This window comes from Ralstonia pickettii, from assembly GCF_030582395.1.
In the GTDB taxonomy this organism is placed as follows: Bacteria; Pseudomonadota; Gammaproteobacteria; order Burkholderiales; family Burkholderiaceae; genus Ralstonia; species Ralstonia pickettii_D.
This window is the reverse complement of the sequence record NZ_CP104382.1, coordinates 33,974-51,269: the sequence shown is the minus strand read 5'-3', so window position 1 is coordinate 51,269 and position 17,296 is coordinate 33,974. Positions and strand designations below refer to the sequence as shown.

Genomic DNA, 17,296 nt, shown 5'->3' with positions numbered 1-17,296 from the left:
GGCCTCAGTGCGATTCATTGGAAGCAGCCGGGGTGGCGCCCGTGCCAGGCATCGTGCCGCCGCGCTTGATGCCGAGCCAGCGCGCGAAACGCGCCGGATCCCAAATGCCCTTGGGCAGGAACAGCACGATCACCATCAGGATCACGCCGTTGACGACCAGGCGGAAATCCTTGAACGCACGCAGCAGCTCGGGCAGCAATGACAGGATCAGGCTGCCGAGCACCGGGCCCGTCAGGCCGTTCGTGCCGCCAAGAATCGTCATCGTGAGAATTTCAACGCCGCGGTCGAAGCCGAATTCGTTCGGGCCGATGAAGAACGTCAGGTGCGCGTTGAGTGCGCCCGCCAGCCCGGCAATGGCCGCGCCCAGCGTAAACGCCAGCAGTTTGGCGCCCGCCACGTTGATGCCCATGAGGCCCGCAGCGGTTTCGTCTTCCTTGATGGCCTCGAATGCGCGCCCGACCTTCGAGCGCCGCATGCGCGCCAGCACGAACAGCGTGGCCAATACGGCCACCGCCACATGCCACCACTGGGTCAATTGAGGAATGCCGTTCAGGCCCAGCGCGCCGCCGGTCCAGTTCTCGGTGTTCAGGATCAGCACGCGCACGACTTCGCCGAAACCAAGCGTGGCCATGGCCAGATACACGCCCGAAAGACGCAGCGTCGGCCGGCCGATGACGACGGCCACCACGGCCGGTGCCGCCATGCCGCCCAGCAGCGCGAAGGAAAAAGGCATCTCGGCATTCATCGTCAGCAGTGCGGAGGTGTACGCGCCGATGCCCATGAAGGCCGCGTTCGCCATCGCCAGCAGGCCGCACGACAGCGTGAGGTAAATGGACAGCGCCAGCAAGGCATTGATGCCCAGCGTGAGCACCAGGTTGCTGTAGACCGACCAGAAGTTGTCGAACCATTCCATGTCGGTCTCCTTATGCCTTGCGTTCCAGCACCTTGCCGAACAGCCCTTGCGGCCGCACCAGCAGGATCAGGAACAGCAGACCGAACGCCACCGCGTCGCGCATGGTCGAGCCGATGTAGGCCACCGACAGCACCTCGGCAAACCCGAGGAACAGCCCGCCGAGCATCGCACCGCGAATGTCGCCCAGGCCGCCCAGGATGATCACCGCGATGCCCTTGTGCAGCATCGGCTGGCCCATCAGCGGGAACACGGCGTTGGAGTACAGGCCGATCAGCACGCCCGACAACCCGCCCAGCGCGGCGGCCGCAAACGAGGTCAGCAGGAACAGCCCTTCGACATTGATGCCGAGCAGCGCCGCTGCCTTGGGCGACTCCGCAATCGCCCGCAGCGCGCGGCCGAGTTGCGTGCGCTTGAGCAGCAGCATGAGCGCCGCCATCAGCGCGAACGACAGCACGATGATGCTCAGCTCCAGCGGGGTGAGATGAATGCCGCCCAGGTCCAGCGAGGCATCTGACACGAGCCCGGCGGGGAAGCGCAGGTTCTCCGCCCCGAACACACCTTGCATGGCGTTGTTGATGGCGATTCCGGCGCCGATGGTGGCGATCATCGGAATCAGGTGCGGCGCGTTGCGGCGGCGCAGTGGGCGCAGCAGCAGCACGTCGATGACGAGTCCGGCCACCCCGCTCACGACAAAACCGACGGTCAGCGCCGCCCAGAGCGGCAGTTCGAAGTGGAGAACGACCTGCAGCGCCGCATAGGCACCCAGCATGAAGACCGCGCCGTGCGACAGGTTGATCACGCCCAGGATGCCGAAAACCAGCGTGAATCCCAGGGCGAACAACGCATACACGCAACCGAGCGACAGCGCATTGACGAGTTGCTGTTCCAGCATGATGAATCAGAGTGAGGTGCGGCCGAACGTGACCAAGGCAGTCACCAGGCAGCCACAAAAAAAGCGATGGGGCGTAGGTTTAGCTACGCCCCGCCTGTCTCGTTCAAAGGGTTTCAACGAGAACCGAAGATTACTTCTCGATCGTGTACTTGCCGTTCTTGGTCACGCTCACGATCGGCGTCTGCACCGCGTCGTAGCCGGCCGGCTTGCCGCGCGCCGTCACCTGGCGGAATGCAAACGCGCCGGTCGCGCCGGTGTGCTTCACTGCCGGCAGTGCGTCGCGGATCGCCTTGCGGTCGGCTTCGAGGTTGCCGCTGAACTTGACCGTCTTCAGCGCCTTGCTCGCGATGTACATGGCGTCATACGCCTGCGCCGCAAACTGGTCCGGCGCTGCCTTGTACTTGGTGGTGTAGGCGGTGATGAACTTGCTGTTCTCGGGCGTGTGGTTCTCGATCGACCACGGGCTGCCCACCCACAGGTTGTCGGACTTGTCCTTGGCAAGGTCGAACACCTTGACCGAGTTCATGCCATTGCCGCCGATGACCGGCACGTTCAGGCCAAGCTGGCGCGCCTGCACCATGATCGGACCACCCTCCGCAATCAGCGCGGACAGCACGATTGCATCCGGGTTCGTCGCCTTGATCTTGGTGAGCTGCGCCTTGAAGTCCACGTCGCCCTTGGCGAACGTTTCGGTGGTCGTCACCGGGATCTTCAGGTCTTCAAGCGCCTTCTTGAAGTTGTCGTAGCCGCTCTTGGTGAAGACGTCGTCGTTGCCGTACAGCACGGCCACCTTCTTCACGCCGGCCTTCTTCACAACGGTCTGGATCGTGGCCGGCAGCACATCGGCTTCGGTCACGGAATTGCGGAAGACGAAATCGCCGATGCTGGTGATGCCGTCTGCGGTGTTGGAGGTACCAAAGGCCACCGTCTTGGACGCCTGCGCGATCGGGTCCGCCGCCTGGGCCGAGTTGGACAGCGTGGGGCCGAACACCATCGCCACCTTGTCCTGGAAGATCAGCTTCTTGAAGACGTTGATGGCCTCTTCCTTCTTGCCCTGCTCGTCTTCGATCACCAGTGCGATCTTGCTGCCGTTGACGCCGCCCGCAGCGTTGATCTCATCGACCGCCAACTGGAAGCCGTTGCGGATGGCCACGCCGTATTGGGCTGCGCCGCCCGACAGCGCTTCGGCCACGCCGATCTTGATGTCCTGGGCCGCCGTTGCCGCGCCCGTTGCGATTGCCGCCCCCGCAGCCACTGCCGTCAACAGCAGCCGTGTGATCATTTTTTGCATGCGAACCTGCTCCTTGTTTGTCCGTCGCGATTGCGTGAATGCGATTCGTCTCGAAGATGCGCTGGCCCAACACCGTCGCTCCCCCGCATGCGCCCTGCATCGCGTCCGGACGCTTGCCTGCCGGGATTCGCGCCACGCAGACAAGCAACGTTGGCGAAACGGCGGAAGACCTGCCGGGCGAGCGATGCCGGATCGGACATGCGCGCACCGAAAGTGCGTCGGAGTGTGAAGCGAAGGCGCCATGGGTACAGCGCTCTCGTGCGACGCACCGGGGTGGCCGGCGCGTGCAGTCAGTCGCGGGACTTTACCGGAAAGCGCACAACCGTGCGATAGGGGATTGTCCGTCGCCCAGCCTGGGGGCCGATATTGCGGCGCACTATTGCCTGCGCAATACCGCCAGATCGACGCCGAGCGTACCCGTTTCTGCGTGCCTTGCGGCACCGCGAAATCAGCCCGTCGATAGCTCGTCGGCGCTCACAAACAATCCCTTGCCGCGCGATTTGGCTTCATAGAGTGCCTCGTCGGCGGCTTCGAAAACGACGCTCTGCGCCAGCGTGCGCGCGTCGAAAGTCGCGATACCGATGCTCGCGCCCACCTGCACCATCGCCTCGCGCAAGCGAAACGGCTTGTTGCATGCGGCCAGGATATTGGCCGCAACCGTCTTCGCGTCGTCCGGGTGCGACAGGTGCTCCAGGATGACGGCGAACTCGTCGCCACCGAAACGCGCCACGCCGTCATACGGGCGCACGGCCCGCGCCAGGCGCTGCGCGAAGATACGCAGCAGCGCATCGCCCACGGCGTGCCCGTGCGTATCGTTGACGACCTTGAAGCCGTCAAGATCGACTACCAGCAGCGCACCGGTGGATCCGTTCAAACGTGCCTGGTCCAGCGCCGCGAGCAAACGCTCTTCAAAGCCGGCACGGTTGGCGAGGCCGGTGAGGTGGTCGGTGGTGGTCAGCGCGCGCAGGCGCAGCTCCTGCTTCTTGCGCTCCGTGATGTCGAGCGTGACGGAATGCACCCCCGCTACGCGGCCTTGCGCGTCGAATTGCGGCAGGTGGCTGATCTCTTCGCAGCGGTACAGATCGCGGCCGCGGAGTTCGCGCTCGAAGACCATCGTCTCGCCGCCCAGCGCACGCCGCAACGCATCGCGAAGGATGCCGTAAGCATCGTCGCCCACGACTTCGCGCAGCGTCTGCCCGAGCATGCTCGCGGGCGATCGTCCGTACGCTTTTTCGTAGGCTGCATTCAGGAAGCGGAAGCGCTCTTCGGTATCGATGAAGGCCACGAGCGCGGGCAGCGCATCCGTCACGGTCTGCAGCGTTTCGCGGCTGCGCTGCAGCGCTTCCTTGGCGGCCTTGTCCTGCGTGATGTCACGCATGACAGACGAGAAATACTCCATGCGCCCGGCGGGATCGCGGTGCGCAATGATCATGTGGTTGATCGGCACGACCTGACCTTCGGCACCGCGCACCGTGGTTTCGCCAATCCATACGCCATCGCGTGCAGCTGCCGGCACCGCCACCTCGCGCAGCCAGCCGATCGTCTCGGGTGGGTAGAAATCCGCTACGGTCATGCCCTGGAGCGTAGCGTCCAACGGGATGCCGGCAAAGCGGCGTCCAGCCGGATTCATGTACGTGACGTTGCCATGTATGTCGCTCTGCGCGACAAAGTCGGTGGTCGAATCGAGGATCTTGGTCAACACGCGCGACGCCTGCTGCGCCCGAGCGCGTACCGTGATGTCTTCCATGACCCCAACGTGGCCGACCACCTCCGCGTCCACCCGCACCGGCGCAGTCGTAACGATCAGCAACCGCTCGCCGAGACCCGGCACGATCACGCGCTGCTCGGCGTGGTAGCCGGCCCCGCGCGCGACGGCATCGCGCCAACCGGCCATGGTGGCTTCGCGGTCGGCCGGGTGCAGGCGCGCAAGCCACACGTCGGCCAGCGCCTCTTCGTGCGTGGCGCCAAGCAGCCGGCGATACGCCGCGTTGGTATAGACCGTCCGGCCGTTCGCATCGGAGCGGAACAACCCAAGCGGCGAGGCATCGTTCACGGCTTCGAGTTCCGCGCGCTGGCGGATCACCTCACCCATCAGTTTGTGGAACGCCCGCGACACCGCGTCGATTTCCGCCGAGGCTCCGCCCAATTCAAGCGGCGGCGCATTGCGCAAGTCCGTGGTGGAAAGCTGCGTCATGACGGCATGCAGCCGGCCCAGCGGACGCAACAGCCACAGCATCGCCGCCCAGACCGACACGCCGATGAGCGCCGCCAGCACCAGCAGCGACCAGCGAAAACGCTGCCGCATGAGGAAGAGCTGCCGGTTGGCCTCCGCGCCGGGCAACACCGCAGCAAGCGTCCAACCGGCGGCGATGATGTCTTGTGTGGTGACCACGTCGCCGCCACGCTCGGGCAGCGCATCCGGGTCCGCGCGGAAGGCCGCGGCCACCGTCGGATCGGCATCGAGCGGCGCAAGCGTCTTGTCGGCGTCGGGATGGACGATATAGACCGGGTTTTCACCTCGCGTGGCGAGATAGACGTGACCCGTCTGGCCCACCCGCATGTCGCGCAGGTCACCCAGAAAGTTCGGTTTGAGCAGGTACAGCGACGCGCCGATCAGCCCGACGAGGTTACCGTCCTGATCATGCACGGGCGCGGCCATGATGACGATGGGCTCGCCCCCCACGCGGTTGCGAAGCGGAGCCGAGATGGTCGGCTGGTCGACCACCATGATCTGCCTGAAGTAATCCCGATCCGAAATGTCGATGCCGACCACGCTTGCGCGGCGCGTCGAGGTGGCGGTCACCTTGCCGTCGGCCGAGGCCAGGAACACGCCGTCGAACAGGCCGCTGGCCGGTTGGATGGATTGGTAGAACGCCGCTTCGTCGGCGGGGCTGTTGAACCGCACGACGTGCATTTGCTGCGCGGTGCGTTCGAGCACGCCCAGATACGTGTCCAGCCGCTGCTTGAGGTCTTCTGCCGACTCCTTGACGAGGGCCGTCTGCTGCACCTTGATCTGCGCCATGACTTCGCGGCGGATCGGCTCCCGTTGCGACCAGCCGAACAGACTCACCACCGTCACGCTGATGACGGTCGCCATGATGGCCGCCTGCGACTTCAGGGTCAGTTTCATCGGACGGTCGGCTGGCGCCGGTGCCCCTCGCGGCCGGCGTCCTTTTGTAGTGGGAGGGCAGACACCATAGTGCTCTGCCCGCCGCGCGTTGTCGAGCCGCAGCGGTGTCTAGCGGCGACCGCAGACGTAAGCGGCGGACCGCGCCGCCAGCGTACCCGGGCGGATGCGCATCCAGTGCGCGCCGGCCGCGGTATCGCTATCAAGCGTGGCGCCGTCGGGACCGCGCACAACGTAATCGACCAGACGGATGCGCTGGCGGTGGCAGTCGATCTCCTGGCGCGAGAGGATCACCGTGCCGGGACGGTAGCGGGCGCCGTGGGCGCGGCGCTCGCTGCGTTTGAGAACGGTGCGCGCCAAAAAAGTCTTGTGGCCGGTCCGGTTGGAGCGCAGCGACGTGCGATCGATGGAAGCCACGACTGACGTCGTCGCCAGATATTCGTGCCAGCGGGCCGCCTGGGCGGGCGCCGCCATGCCGAAGGCGCCCACGCCGACACCGCATATCCAGATCCACCGCCACATCATGCGTTTCACGACCGTCCGTCCTGCATTTCAAGAAGCCAAGAAGCGACACTGCTGCCGCAGGCACATATTGTAACAATCGGTCCGCAAGACTCGCGCCTGCGCCCTCAGGTAGCATGCGGCGACCTTTCATCGTCCTCACCGCGCCATCCCCCATGCCCACTGTTGCCCTGTCTGCTCTCGTTGCCCACGCTGCCGCGGCCTTACTGATCGCAAGCGTCCCGGTCGCAGCGTGGTTCTGGCTGCGGCGGCGCTTTCATCTGGTGTGGCGCGACATCGGTGTGGGCGCGGCCGTGTTTGTCGTCTTTGCGCTGGTGTTGGAGCGCACGCTGCACCTGTATCTGCTGCAACTCAATCCGACCACGGCGCATTGGCTGCGCATGCCTGCGCTGTTCGTCATCTACGGCGCGCTGATGGCCGGTGTGTTCGAGGAAAGCGGCCGCTGGCTCGGCCTGCGTTTTCTCGTGCGCAAGCCCGGGGATGCCGCCACACCGGTGGCGTATGCGCTCGGGCACGCGGGCATCGAGGCGTGGCTGGTCGGTGCGGCATCGCAGGCGCAGATGGTGATGTTCGGCATTGCCAGCAACCGCGGCGAGCTCGAATCGCGTCTGGCGGCCAGCGGCGCCGACGCCATGACGGGGACGATTCACGCCATGCTCGCGCAGCTTTCGCCGTGGCTCGCGCTCGGTGCGATCAGCGAGCGCGTTGCGGCGATGCTGATTCAGTTCACGCTCACGCTGGTGGTGTGGCACGCGGTGCGGCAGCGGCGTTTTGTGATTGTCGTGCTGGCGGTGTTGCTGCATGCGCTGGCAGACTTGCCGGCTGCGCTGTACCAGGTACATGTGCTGCCGCTGGCGGTAACTGAAGCGATCTACGCCGTGGCGGCCGTGCTGCTGGCAGCAACGTGCTGGCCGCCGCAGGGTGGTCGCAAGATCGGCGAATCCTCGCTGCGCTAACTGCTGCGGAAGCGCTCCGGCTCGATCCCGTGCCGGTTGAGCTTGTCGTACAGCGTCTTGCGCGGCACGGCCAGCAAATCCGCCGCGCGCGCAACGTTACCCTCCGTGGCGCGCAGGGCTTCCTCGATGGTGGTACGTTCGACTGCCATCATCCGGCCCGCCAGGGAATGCTGGCTTGCCTCCGAAGCCACCAGGCCGTCGTCCAATCCGAGGCAAAAGCGCTCGGCGACGTTCTTCAGCTCGCGCACGTTGCCGGGCCAGTCGTGGTGCTGCCAGCGCATCATGTCCTGCGCCGACCAGTCCGGCGCGGCCCGCTCGTAGCGCACCGCGGCCTGCTGCAGAAAGTGGGCCATCAGTAGCGGAATGTCTTCGGCACGCTGGCGTAGCGCCGGCAGCGCAATCGACACGACATTCAAGCGGTAATACAGGTCTGCGCGGAACTGGCCCCGATCGGATGCCTCCTTCAAGTCGACCTTGGCGGCGGCCACCACCCGGCAATTGACCGGCACGCTCGCGTTGCTGCCCAGCCGTTCGATGCTGCGTTCCTGCAGCGCACGCAGCAGCTTGGCCTGCAAGGCCAGCGGCATCGATTCGATTTCATCAAGGAACAGCGTGCCGCCATCGGCATATTCCAACTTGCCGATGCGGCGCCGGTTGGCCCCTGTAAATGCGCCCGCCTCGTGACCGAACATCTCGCTCTCGAAAACGGATTCCGGCAGCGCCGCGCAATTGAGGGCGACGAATGGCCCACGACGTCGGCTGCCTTCGTGAATGGCACGCGCGAGCACCTCTTTGCCCGAGCCGGTCTCGCCCGTGACGAGGATGTCGGCATCGGTCGGCGCCAGTGCGGTGACGAGCCGGCGCACGTTCTGCATGGCAGCGCTCTGGCCGATCAATGGGTACGCCTGCCGGCCGTGCAACGCTTCACGCAACCGCAGGTTTTCGGACGTGAGCCTGCGCTTTTCCAACGCGCGCCGCACCACGTCAACCAGGCGTTCGGAGTGGAACGGCTTCTCCATGAAGTCGTACGCGCCGGCGCGCATGGCAGCCACCGCCATCGTCACATCGCCATGGCCGGTGATGAGGATGACGGGCAACTGCCGGTCGTGCTGCAGCATCTCGCGCAGCACGGCCAGGCCGTCGCGGCCGGGCAGGCGCACGTCGGTGACAACCACGGCCGGTGGTTGCGTGGCGAGTGCGGCCAGCGCGCTTTCCGCATCGGCAAAAGACTGCACCGGCACATCCGCCAGCGTGAGCGCTTGCTCGCAGCCCAGGCGCACCACGTCATCGTCTTCGATCAGGAAGACGGGCGCGTGATCGATGGGGGAAGGGTCCGGCGTACCGTGTTCAGTCATGTGGCTTTCACAACGCGTTCAAGCTCGATGACGAATTCTGCGCCACCCGCATCGTCACCGGCATTACTGCCTTCGAGCCGGCCACCAAAATCCTCGATGATCGCAAGCGATATCGCCAGACCGAGCCCCAGGCCCTGACCTTCGTCCTTGGTGGTGAAGAAGGGCTCAAACAGGCGCGGCAGCACATCGGCGGGAATGCCCGGGCCAAAGTCGCGGACGGTGATGCGTACCCATTTCTCGATGGGTTCGACGCTCACGCGCACGGTCGGCGATTCGGCTGCCGGGGCTTCGGCGGTGGCGTCGATGGCGTTGCGGATGAGGTTGACGAGCACCTGCTCGAGCCGAACGGCATTGGCCCAGACCGCCAAATCTGCCGGCACCGGGTCGGCGATCACTGTCACGCCGGCCTGGCGCCGGCGCGTCTCGATCAGCATCAGTGCCTGGCGGATGGCTTCATCCACCGACACAGTTGCGCGTGCCGCATCGCCCTTGCGCGAGAACGCCTTGATGTGCGAAACGATGCGCCCCATGCGCTCGGCAAGCTGGCTGATGTGCGTGAGGTTGCCGCGCACATCGTCGATGCGTCCGCGCTCGGCAAGCTGGTTCGCGTTGTCGGACAGCGTGGTCAGCGCGGTGAGCGGCTGGTTGAGTTCGTGCGTGATGCCGGCGGCCATCTGGCCGAGCACAGCCAGCTTGCCGGCCTGCACGGCGGCATCGCGCGTCTCGCGCAGGATGCGTTGCGCGGCATCGAGCGCCTCGACCTTGCCGGCGAGCGCGGTGTTGGCGGACGTCAACTCGGCAGTGCGCTGGGCGATGCGCGCTTCCAGGTCACGCTGGACTTCGCGCAGAGCGGCGCGCGCGCGATGCTGCTCTTCGCGCCGGCGTTGACGCAGACGCAACGCAACGAGTACGGCGAAGACCAGCGCCATCGCGAAGGCGGCGCTCGCCCCGGCCACCAGCGCGGTGCGCTGCTCGTCGCGCGGGTCGATCAACACGGCGACCTGCCACCCGAGCAGGCCCACCGGGCGGTACTGCACACGCAGTGTCGACGCCGATTTCCCGGGCAGCGCCACGCGCACCGTCTGCGGAGGATGGTCCGCAGAAAAGGGGACGCTTTCAGCTTGCCCGCCTCTCATTCCGAGCGGCGTGAGGATGTGCGGTGCGTACTGGCGCGTCGCCTCAAGTGCGGCGCGCTGATCCGCGTTCAAGGTGCCGAGCGTGCGGTATTTCCACTCGGGTACCGACGACAGGAAGATTACGCCGTGCCGATCCACCAGCAGCACCGTATCGCCGCTGCGCGACAACGTGGCCTCGAACGCATCAAGGTTGACCTTCACAACCACCACGCCGATCGGCTTGTTGTCTTCGCGTACGGGGGCGGCAACGAAATAGCCCGTCTCGCCGGTGGTATTGCCCACGCCGTAGAAGCGACCGAGCCCTTCGCGCATGGCCTCGACAAAGTACGGGCGGAACGCGTAGTTCTGGCCGACGAACGAGGTTGGCAGGTCCCAGTTGCTGGCCGCGATTGTGAGGCCGGTCGTATTGATCAGATGAGCGGCAGCCAGATCGGTGGCGGCCTGTACTTCTTTCAGATAAGCGTTGGCCGCGCGGCGCGTGACAGCATCGCCAGCCTGGGGGTTCTCCTGCAGGGCAACGTGCAGGACGTGCTCCAACGCCGCCAGCCTGGGCAAGGATTCATAGCGGGCCAGCGTGCTGCGCAGGTTCTGCGCGTAGAAGGTGGTGCGCTGGCCGGCCTCTTCGGCCCGCGTGGCAACGTAGCGCTGCAGGGCGACGGCGTAAGCGCCCCATCCCGCTGCGGCGCAGCACGCCGCCATCGCCAGCGCGACGGCCACGCGCCAGCCGCGCCCGTGCGCGAGCGGAGCAAGGTCGGCGTGGCCGTCGGTTGGCGACATGGGTCAATCTTCGATGCGGGAATGCTCGCGAGTATCGCGCATGAACACGTACACCAACAGCGACAGGAAGATCGTGCCCGTCACATACCAGTAGAACAGCGACTCGTGACCCGCCTGCTTGAGCCACAGCGCGATGTACTCCGCCGTGCCGCCAAAGATGGACACCGTCAATGCATACGGCAGGCCCACGCCCAGCGCCCGCACTTCCGCAGGGAACAGCTCGGCCTTCACCACCGCGTTGATCGACGTGTAGCCGGAGACGATCACCAGCGCGGCCATGATCAGGAAGAAGGCCGCCCACACGTTGGTGGTCTGGCTGATGCCGGTCATGATCGGCACGGTAAACAGCGTACCGAGCACGCCGAACGCGATCAGGATCGGGCGGCGGCCAATGCGGTCGGACAACCCGCCCACGATCGGCTGCAGCATCGCAAACAGCAGCAGCGTGGCGCCCGACACCAGCGTCGCCGTGTCCTTCGACAGCCCGACCGTGTTGGCCAGGAACTTCTGCATGTAGATCGAGTACGTGTAGAACGCCACCGTACCGCCCATCGTCAACCCCACGACTGTTGCAACGGCGCGCGGATGCTTGGCCAGTTCCGACAGCGTGCCGCGCTTCTTTTTTGCCTTCGCGGCGGTAAAGGATTGCGTTTCCTCCATGTGCGAGCGCATGGCCATTGCCACCAGCGCGCACAGCGCGCCGATGAAGAACGGAACGCGCCAGCCCCACGCCTCGAGCTGCGCCGGCGACAGCACGAACTGCTGCAGCACGATCAGCAGCGCCAGCGCCGTCAGTTGGCCGGCGATGAGCGTGACGTACTGGAAGCTCGAGTAGAAGCCGCGGTTCTCCTTGTTGGCGACTTCGCTCAGGTACGTGGCCGACGTGCCGTATTCCCCGCCAACCGACAGCCCCTGCAGCAGCCGCGCCAGCACGAGCAGTACCGGCGCCGCAACGCCGATCGTCGCGTAGCTCGGCGTGAGCGCGATGATGAGCGAGCCCGCGCACATGAGCACCACCGAGAAGAACAGCGCGCGCTTGCGGCCGTAACGATCGGCGTAGATGCCCATCAGCCAGCCGCCCAGCGGACGCGCCAGGAAGCCCACTGCAAAGACCGCCGCCGTATTGAGCAACTGGGCAGTCTGGTCACCCTTGGGGAAAAACGACTTGGCAAAGTACAGCGCAAACGCCGAGTAGACATACCAGTCGTACCACTCGACCAGATTGCCAACCGAACCGGAAAAGATGGAACGCAGACGACGGCGAACATCTGCGGGGGTGTCCTTGATGGGGGCGTACGTGGGCGGCAACTCGCCCGTGACCGCGCCAGCCTGGGGCTGCGTCATGGTGTCTCCTTGGAGCGTTGGCGGCGGCCTTTGCTGGTGACATGTCGCACACAGTCGGGTGTGCGACGTCCGAGCGGCCCGCCGGTTTATGGGTGGTCGCTCTTTCTCAAGAAGCATTCCATGCGGAACGCGCGCGCGCCGATTCGGCACAAACGCCCATGGCACAAGGCCTTACGGGAAATCGGCGGAAAGGCGGGGGATACGGAGGGTGTGCGGTTTCTCAGAATCGGCCGGGCGGCCTGTGCGGGATTCCGCACGACCGGCTCTGAGAAAGAGAGAGAGAGGCGAGGCTCAGGCGGCCACGCTCAGCGGAATGGTGTCGCGGACCAACGAATCCAACTCGGCAGAAACATCCTGGTGTGTTTGGGCCAGGCCCAGCCGGTCATGCAGGTAGGCCTCAAAGTCAGCACGCACTTCCGGATGGCGCAAAGCAAACTCGACCGTCGCCTGCAGGTAACCGAACTTGCTGCCGCAATCGAAGCGCTGACCACGGTAGCGATAAGCCAGGATCTGCTCTTCAGCCAGCAGGCTCTGGATGGCGTCGGTCAATTGCAGTTCGCCGCCGGCACCCGGTTTCAGATTGCGCAGATGATCGAAGATGCGCGGCGTCAGGATGTAGCGCCCGACCACGCCCAGGTTGGACGGTGCCTCCTTCGGCGCCGGCTTTTCGACAATGCCGTCGAGCTTGATCAGGCGGTCGTCCCATTCACGGCCTGCTACCACGCCGTACGAACGCGACGCCTCCGGCGCAATGGTTTCGACACCCACGATGGAGCAACGGTAGTGATCGTAAAGCTCCGTCATCTGCTGCATGACAGGCGGCTGGTTGTCCAGCAAGTCGTCGGCCAGGATCACGGCGAAGGGTTCGTCGCGTACCAGTTTCTGCGCGCACAGCACCGCGTGGCCAAGACCGAGCGTCTCGGGCTGGCGCACATAGAAGCACTCGACGCCGGCCGGCTTGATGGACTGCACCATCTCGAGCAGCGCCTGCTTGTTCTTGGCGGCCAGTTCAGTTTCGAGTTCGTACGCCTTGTCGAAATGATCCTCGATAGCCCGCTTGGCGCGGCCCGTGATGAAGATCATTTCCGTGATACCCGCAGCAGCAGCCTCTTCCACCGCATATTGGATCAGCGGCTTATCGACAATCGGCAGCATCTCTTTCGGGCTGGCCTTGGTGGCGGGGAGAAAGCGCGTACCGAGCCCCGCCACGGGGAACACGGCCTTGGTGATCTTCTCGTTCATGACAACTCCATTGGTGAGACGTAGTGTCATGAGCAAGTCATATGCCAGTCCGGCCCCGCGCGTTGCGGCCTTGGCTTGCACGCCTCCTGAACCGGCGGTAGGCGGCTAGGAGGCTCGGCTCAACGCCTTTCCTACAACGGGTTGCAACTCCGTCACATGAACTTTCAGCGCCGAAAGTCGAAAAGCGTACCCAATTCTGCGTGCCTGTTTTTGGGATATTGACCCTGTGCAGACCAGTAAGCGCCCGCCAACCGCGCATCAGAACATCAGGAAGATGGTTTGACCCAGCCGCGCGAGACCGGCGCTGCGCGCTCTGCCGTCCGTCGGTAAGCATCGATCTGGGCGTTCAGCTGCGCGACCTCCGCCTCGAGCGTACGGATGCGCTGGCGCAGTTGATCGGCTTCGTTTTGCGTCTGCTGACGCACCGCATCGTTCTGCAAGCGCAGAAAGCGCTCCGTACCCGCCAGTGCGCTGGCTGCGCCCTCGAGGCGGGTGACGGTTTCCATCGTTCGCTCGAGACGCTCGAGCGTCTCGTCCGTCAATTTGGGCGGCACGGCAGGCGCCGTGGCGAGCGCTTCGCCGAGCCGCCGCTCCAAGTCCGCCATCGCAGCCTGCAATTGCCGATTGCGGGCGGATTCGTGTTCCAGCGCACGCTCCGCCACCTCGGCGCGAATGCGCGCTTCCATCCATTCGGCACCTGCACCTGGCGCGCCAATAGCGCGTGAAGCGATACGGTTTTGCTCCTCCCGCGCTGAAAGCGTACCCGTTTCTGCGTGCAATGGAATCGGCCACGGCTCCACCGAATCGGCTGCTGGACTCCTTGCAGCGGAACCGCGGCCCTGTGCGCGGTCGACCGCTTTCTGAAGCGTCGTGTTGCTTGGACGGCGACGTACTCCAGCTTCAGTCAACCACTGCACATACCGCCGCACGCCATAGATGCGCCGCGTCACAGCCTGAACCGCTTCAATGACCTCGTCGAGGAACACTGCGTTGTCATGCGGGAATGCAATATCGAGCCGCCGGATCGCGTCAATGATCCGCTGCTGCTGCTCTGCCGAGAAATGGAGTCCGGGTCGGGCCATAAGGTCTATCAAGTGCTTCTATAGTGTACATCAGAGGTTAAAAACCTCAAGCACGCACGTGTGATGTACATTATTTATATATCGCCGTTTTTTTCTTGCAGTGCGATTCTGAGGCGTTAAAATGCCTGTGACTTCCCGGATTGGCCCTTCCAGCACCGGCTATAGGCCAAGTCGGGCCTTCCCTGAAAGGTGTGGATTCCACGCGTGAGGTGACGCAGAAACGGGTACGCTCACGCCAGGTGTCGACGTGCAGCACACAGAAATCGGACAAAAAAAAAAAGCGCCCTCGCGGGCGCCTATATTCAGTGTGCGGCGGCACTACAGCAGCGCGACGTCCAAGCCAAACCGGCTTTTAAGCGCCTCGACCAGCGATTCACGCGCGCCACGATCGGCGAGCTTGACATCCAGCATGACTCGGCCGGAGTCCCATTCCTTGATTGTGCCGAGAAGATCACCTTCTGCACTTCTGATCTTGTATTGGCGGCTGACTTCTTTAACCTTCCGGGTGCGTCCTTCCTGAGCCACCTTACGGATCTGCTCCACATCGCGGCTCGAGAGCCCTTCTTCCAACACACGGTGTACCAGCTCGCGCGTCCGATCTTCGCCCGCGGTCTTGAAGTACAGGGTCAACTCGTAACCGGTTGCGATACCAATTCCGGCCGGCCGCTCCTTCATCACTTCGAGAACGGACTCCGGCAGCTTCAACAAGGCCAGCGTCTTGTTGACCGTTCCCGCCGATACGCCGGTAATTTCACAAATATCTTCTTCTTTCCTAACTTTTCCTTCGTCCAATAGCTGACGCCAGGCGATCGCGTTGTCCAGTACGGACTGGCCGGAACGCTGCTCGTTCAGAACGAAGGACAGGCGGTAGAAATCGATGTCCGACAGGCCGTCTTCAATGAAGCAGTCCATCTCTGCCTTGCCGGCAGCAGCCAACGCCCGCTTACGATAGTGGCCATCAATCAAGACATACCAGCCGGGGCGTGCTGGATCTGCGGCTGCCAAACCGGGAGTTTGCTGACCATGCGTAGCGATCGATGCAGCCCGCTCCTGGACGATCTGCGGATCATATATACGGCGGGCGTTGAGCGGATTTTCCTGCAGACGCTCTAGTGGGACCTTAATGACCCGGCGCTCGGAAGCGTTCGAAGCGGCGGCACTTTCAGCGCTGAAAGCGGGGGTTGGAGCGGGTTGCCCCAGAAGACCGCGAGGGTGCGACGTAATCGCTTTTTCCGCCAAGGCAAAGCGATCCACCGGTGCCGCCTTGGTCTTTTCTGCAGCAATGCCGGCCAGCATGCCGTCCTTGAGCGATCTCAACTTCGCGCTCATACACGTTCCTCCTGCAACAACTGCAATACCTCGTCGATCAAGAGGTCGACTTCACTCATCGCTTCCCGGGCGCCTGGCACACCGTGCACCGTTGCGCCGATCGCCTGGCACTCGCGAAATGCCGAGCGCGAGCCGATCATGGAATCCATCAAAGGAATATCACCATCATCACCGAGAATTTCAATTGCTTGTTTTGCAAGCGAAACCCGCCGCTGGACCATGTTCGCCAGCACGCGAATGCGGAGCGTCTCATTGGTGACTTGAGCCTGCTGTGCAAGCGCTTTGGCCGCCACCGCAGCCCACAGGTCCGGAGGCGAAGGCACAACAGGGATGAGTGCGACGTCCGAAATCAGCAACGCGCTTGAGGATGACGGTGAGTGAACCGCCGGAGGGCAATCCACCACGATGTAATCGTAGTCCGCGACAAATTTGCGGACTTCCCGGTGCATGGCGCCTCCAGAGGGCGCCAATCCGATGACCGAAGCCGGGAAGGGCTTCTCTTCAGGAGCCTGGGCGGCCCAACGGGTGGCGGTGCCTTGCTCGTCCATATCGACGAGCAGGGTCTTATTACCGCGCAGACCGAGGGTACCTGCGATATGCATGCTGACCGTGGTCTTCCCGCAGCCGCCCTTTTGATTGAATACCGTTACGATCTTGGCGCTCACTAGCCCTCCACTTTCAGCGCTGAAAGTCAGCAGCGCTCATCTTAGGGAAGACGACAGGAAAACACAAGATCGATAAAATTCAATTCATACAAATTTCATCGGAAACAGAGGGGTGTGCGGCGCAGGACGCGTAGTCCTTAATCAACCTAAATTGAGATGTAAATGCCGCCTTTAACGCATAACTTCATGCATTCAGCCCTGCATTTGCAGGCTTCCTAGGTGTTTACCAGTGAGATGCATAAAAGCGACATTTCAGAAAAATGCCGCCCATCGACACTCTGCCCCAAACTCGTTATGATGCTTAGACAGTCGTCTGAAGACTTTGTCTACGCAAGATTCGGAATCAGCCGGTTCTTCGTGCGATGTCCGGATCGGCTGGACGACGTGTTTTTTGTTTTTTAAAGGAATTTTTGCATGGCCACGGGTACTGTCAAATGGTTTAACGAAACCAAAGGCTTCGGCTTCATCACTCCGGACGGCGGCGGCGCAGATCTGTTCGCGCACTTCTCCGAAATTCAGGGTTCGGGCTTCAAGACCCTGAAGGACGGCCAGAAGGTCACCTTCGAGGTGAAGCAAGGCCCGAAGGGTCTGCAAGCCTCGGCGATCAAGCCGGAATAAGTTTCAGGCTGATCGCCTGAGATGAAAAAAGGGGAGCTTCTGCTCCC

At 63.7% G+C, this 17,296-nt stretch carries 14 protein-coding genes; 2 read left to right on the top strand and 12 right to left on the bottom strand.

Features of this window, described 5'->3' with window-relative positions; translation table 11 throughout:
* Positions 1–4: 4 nt before the first annotated feature.
* From N5B55_RS17015 to N5B55_RS16995, 5 genes are all read right to left on the bottom strand, one after another.
* On the bottom strand, positions 5–913 hold the full coding sequence (locus tag N5B55_RS17015; protein ID WP_304540519.1) for a branched-chain amino acid ABC transporter permease: 909 nt from the start codon (positions 911–913) through the stop codon (positions 5–7).
* 10 nt (positions 914–923) lie between these two features.
* Positions 924–1,805 carry a branched-chain amino acid ABC transporter permease gene (locus N5B55_RS17010; protein WP_304540517.1) on the bottom strand — a complete coding sequence of 294 codons (882 nt, stop codon included), beginning with the start codon at positions 1,803–1,805 and terminating at the stop codon, positions 924–926.
* A gap of 130 nt (positions 1,806–1,935) precedes the next feature.
* Entirely contained in the window at positions 1,936–3,096 is a 1,161-nt protein-coding gene (locus N5B55_RS17005) for an ABC transporter substrate-binding protein (protein ID WP_154205463.1), read from the bottom strand.
* Between the two features lie 448 nt (positions 3,097–3,544).
* Entirely contained in the window at positions 3,545–6,226 is a 2,682-nt protein-coding gene (locus N5B55_RS17000; RefSeq protein WP_304540514.1) for a diguanylate cyclase domain-containing protein, read from the bottom strand.
* 108 nt (positions 6,227–6,334) lie between these two features.
* Positions 6,335–6,748, bottom strand: coding sequence for a surface-adhesin E family protein (locus N5B55_RS16995; RefSeq protein WP_304541834.1), 414 nt, complete (start codon positions 6,746–6,748; stop codon positions 6,335–6,337).
* Between the two features lie 152 nt (positions 6,749–6,900).
* On the opposite strand from N5B55_RS16995, the gene N5B55_RS16990 reads away from it, so the two are divergent.
* Positions 6,901–7,701 (top strand): YhfC family intramembrane metalloprotease, encoded by an 801-nt coding sequence (locus tag N5B55_RS16990; RefSeq protein ID WP_304540511.1) that lies wholly within the window; start codon positions 6,901–6,903, stop codon positions 7,699–7,701.
* Here N5B55_RS16990 and N5B55_RS16985 read toward each other — a convergent pair.
* The 7 genes from N5B55_RS16985 to N5B55_RS16955 form a co-directional block, all read right to left on the bottom strand.
* Complete coding sequence (locus N5B55_RS16985; protein ID WP_304540509.1) at positions 7,698–9,056, bottom strand: sigma-54-dependent transcriptional regulator; 1,359 nt, start codon at positions 9,054–9,056, stop codon at positions 7,698–7,700. The two genes, N5B55_RS16990 and N5B55_RS16985, sit on opposite strands and share 4 nt — an antisense overlap.
* Positions 9,053–10,969, bottom strand: coding sequence for a sensor histidine kinase (locus tag N5B55_RS16980; RefSeq protein ID WP_304540507.1), 1,917 nt, complete (start codon positions 10,967–10,969; stop codon positions 9,053–9,055). The genes N5B55_RS16985 and N5B55_RS16980 overlap by 4 nt, the downstream gene beginning before the upstream one ends.
* A 3-nt stretch (positions 10,970–10,972) precedes the next feature.
* Positions 10,973–12,313: an MFS transporter gene (locus tag N5B55_RS16975; protein ID WP_304540506.1), complete on the bottom strand. Its 1,341-nt coding sequence runs from the start codon at positions 12,311–12,313 to the stop codon at positions 10,973–10,975.
* A gap of 291 nt (positions 12,314–12,604) precedes the next feature.
* Positions 12,605–13,555 (bottom strand): UTP--glucose-1-phosphate uridylyltransferase GalU, encoded by a 951-nt coding sequence (gene galU, locus N5B55_RS16970; RefSeq protein WP_304540503.1) that lies wholly within the window; start codon positions 13,553–13,555, stop codon positions 12,605–12,607.
* A gap of 266 nt (positions 13,556–13,821) precedes the next feature.
* A complete protein-coding gene (locus N5B55_RS16965) occupies positions 13,822–14,637 on the bottom strand; it encodes a DNA-binding protein (RefSeq protein WP_304540501.1) in 816 nt (271 codons plus the stop codon).
* A 318-nt stretch (positions 14,638–14,955) separates the two neighbouring features.
* The gene (locus N5B55_RS16960; protein ID WP_304540499.1) at positions 14,956–15,966 is read right to left on the bottom strand and encodes a ParB/RepB/Spo0J family partition protein; all 1,011 of its coding nucleotides are present in this window, start codon (positions 15,964–15,966) and stop codon (positions 14,956–14,958) included.
* Positions 15,963–16,631: a ParA family protein gene (locus N5B55_RS16955; RefSeq protein ID WP_178961496.1), complete on the bottom strand. Its 669-nt coding sequence runs from the start codon at positions 16,629–16,631 to the stop codon at positions 15,963–15,965. The genes N5B55_RS16960 and N5B55_RS16955 overlap by 4 nt, the downstream gene beginning before the upstream one ends.
* 414 nt (positions 16,632–17,045) lie before the next feature.
* Between N5B55_RS16955 and N5B55_RS16950 the strand changes: the two genes are divergently transcribed.
* Complete coding sequence (locus N5B55_RS16950) at positions 17,046–17,249, top strand: cold-shock protein (protein WP_004632415.1); 204 nt, start codon at positions 17,046–17,048, stop codon at positions 17,247–17,249.
* Positions 17,250–17,296 lie beyond the last annotated feature (47 nt).